This window comes from Phyllobacterium sp., from assembly GCF_037994425.1.
Lineage (GTDB): Bacteria > Pseudomonadota > Alphaproteobacteria > Rhizobiales > Rhizobiaceae > Phyllobacterium.
Genome location: NZ_JBBNAM010000063.1, coordinates 1 through 2522, shown reverse-complemented (window position 1 = coordinate 2522; position 2522 = coordinate 1). Strand labels below are relative to the sequence as shown.

General features: G+C 59.2%; 3 protein-coding genes. 2 read left to right on the top strand and 1 reads right to left on the bottom strand.

Features of this window, described 5'->3' with window-relative positions; translation table 11 throughout:
• Together AAAB35_RS04490 and AAAB35_RS04485 are read left to right on the top strand one after the other, a co-directional pair.
• The coding region (locus AAAB35_RS04490) for an HU family DNA-binding protein (RefSeq protein WP_340667028.1) at positions 1-252 on the top strand (252 nt) is incomplete at its 5' end.
• A 413-nt stretch (positions 253-665) separates the two neighbouring features.
• Entirely contained in the window at positions 666-2222 is a 1557-nt protein-coding gene (locus AAAB35_RS04485; protein ID WP_340667027.1) for a DHA2 family efflux MFS transporter permease subunit, read from the top strand.
• 97 nt (positions 2223-2319) lie between these two features.
• On the opposite strand, the gene AAAB35_RS04480 is transcribed toward AAAB35_RS04485, so the two are convergent.
• A partial coding sequence (locus AAAB35_RS04480) for a dimethylsulfonioproprionate lyase family protein (protein ID WP_340667026.1) occupies positions 2320-2522 on the bottom strand: 203 nt, incomplete at its 5' end.

Genomic DNA, 2522 nt, shown 5'->3' with positions numbered 1-2522 from the left:
AAGATCGCGGGAGAGCACGGCCTGACCAAAGCCGAGGGTAAGGCTGTGGTTGAAGCCGTGTTTGCGGCAATTGCCGCCGCCTCGGCGTCGGGGAGCGAAACATCGATTGCCGGCTTCGGAAAGTTCAAGGTCAGGGACACGGCCGAGCGTGAGGCGCGCAATCCAGCGACCGGCGCCACCATCAAGGTGGCTGCGGCAAGGAAACTGACCTTCGCACCGGCCAAGGCACTGAAGGACGCGCTGAACAGGTAAGAAAAAGAGGAGCACCGCCGACAGCTGAACTGACCCCCGAAAGTCGGTGTCCAACTTCGGGGGTCAATTCACAGGGCGGGGCTCTGTCTGGGGAGAGCGTCAATCGGCGCCGCGGGGTGCGACCAGTTGAGCTGCAGGGCTGTCATCGATAGTGAAGTTGAGCTCCATACCCGCGCTTTTGGGCTTCGGGCCAATGTCTTCAGCTCACAAGAATCGGGTCGAAGCTTTGCGAGGTCGAGATTCAGGCATGAGCCGGATAACAGCTTCCTGAAAAGAGATGACTGGAAGAAAGTCCGGCGACAGTGTCTTATAGGTCCGCTGTGCCTTCTTCTAGTGGGCAGGGTCCCCATGCTGAACAGTTTGCAGCAGCAATCCGTCAGTGGAAGAGAGTTCGGCACTTTCGGAGTCAAGCAATGTCCACACATGCCAGGTCCATCGTAGCTGCGACGGCGAGTACCTGGTTCGGGTTTGCCGCGCTTTGCATCGGCATGTTCATGGCCATCCTCGACGTTCAGATCGTTTCGACCTCCTTACCGAACATCCAGAACGCCCTCGATATCGATCCCGATCAAATGAGCTGGATTCAGACGGCGTACCTGATCGCGGAGGTGGTTGCCATACCGTTGAACGGGTTCCTGACACGGATGCTGACCATGCGCTGGCTTTTCGTGTTCGGGATCCTCCTGTTCACGCTCGCATCGGTCGGATGTGCCTTGAGCGGTAATTTTTCAGAGTTGCTCGCATGGCGTATCGTTCAGGGGCTTGCCGGTGGCGCACTCATACCTCTCATATTCTCCGCAGTGTTCATCCTCTTTCCGGGAAATCTGCAAGGCATCGCCACGACGGCCGCAGGTGTGGTGGCGGTCATGGCGCCAACGGTCGGCCCGATGGTCGGAGGATGGATCACTGAAGCCTATTCCTGGCATTGGCTGTTTCTGATCAACGTTGTCCCGGGAATCCTGGCAGCGGGACTCGCGGCAAGCCTCCTGCCGCGCGAGGAGACGCGATTTCGCGAAATTCGAACGCTGGACATCCTGTCGCTCCTGATGATGGCGATCGGGCTTGCGGCCATGGAGATCGCCCTCAAGGAAGCGCCGAAACGGGGCTGGACGGATGGTGTCGTTCTCGGGCTCGCGGTACTGAGCGCCGCCACTCTTGCCGGATTCTGTCAACGCACCTGGCTCAACAAATTACCCTTGGTGAACCTGCGCAATTTCAAGGAACTCAATTTTACCATCGGATGCGCACTGAGCTTTGTCCTGGGCTTCGGGCTGTTCGGCTCGGTCTACCTGATGCCGCTGTTCCTCGCCTATGTCCGTGGTCACAGCGCATTTGAGATCGGAACGATGATGCTGGCGACGGGCATGGCGCAGATCATCGTTGCCCCGATCGCCGTTTTTCTCGAACAGCGTATGGATGCGAGGGTCCTGACGGCATTGGGTTATACGGTCTTTGCCATTGGTCTTGGATGCAGCGCCTTCCAGACGCCGGCAACGGATGGGGACGAAATGTTCTGGCCGCAGATTATCCGCGGTGTTGCGGTGATGTTCTGCATCCTGCCGCCGACGCGCCTGGCGCTTGGGAACCTCCCGCATCATCGCATCCCCGACGCGAGCGGCCTCTTCAATCTGATGCGTAATCTCGGCGGCGCTCTCAGTCTGGCCCTGATCGACACGGTGATCTACTCGCGGGCGAAGACGCACGGGGTGGATCTGGCAAACCGACTCCTTGCCGGCGATGCGCAGACCGCGGCGTTCGTTGGAATTCCGCTCGACCAGTTGCGCGGCGAGGGTCTGGCCGGCGTTGGCGCAGGGGCTCAGGCCGTATTCAATCCGCTGGTGGCGAAGGCGGCTCTGGTTCAATCCATCAATGACGCATGGGCAATGATCGCCCTGATCACGCTGATCTCGCTGTTGGTCGTTCCTTTTGCCCGCCCGGTAAAGCGCGACCCGCATGGGGTGGCAGCCTGAAGCAAGTCGCTTGCCGATCCATGAGACCCCGGCACGGCAGAAACATTGATGGCAGCCTTGTCTTTGACCTTCTCAGGGCTGCGTCGAATCGGAATGCTTACGCCGCTTTGTCCGTACGCAGCGCCCAAAATGCAAAGAGTGGTTTATCGAGGGATCGCATGGCGTGATTGATGTTCGGCACGTTGTAGAACGAACCGCCAATGCCGGGTGAAAACCACTCCCCTTCACCCTGCCTGAACTCTCCGTTCGAAAGAACGAGGTACACCTCCTCGGGCGAATGGTCATGGTCCGGGTAGCGAA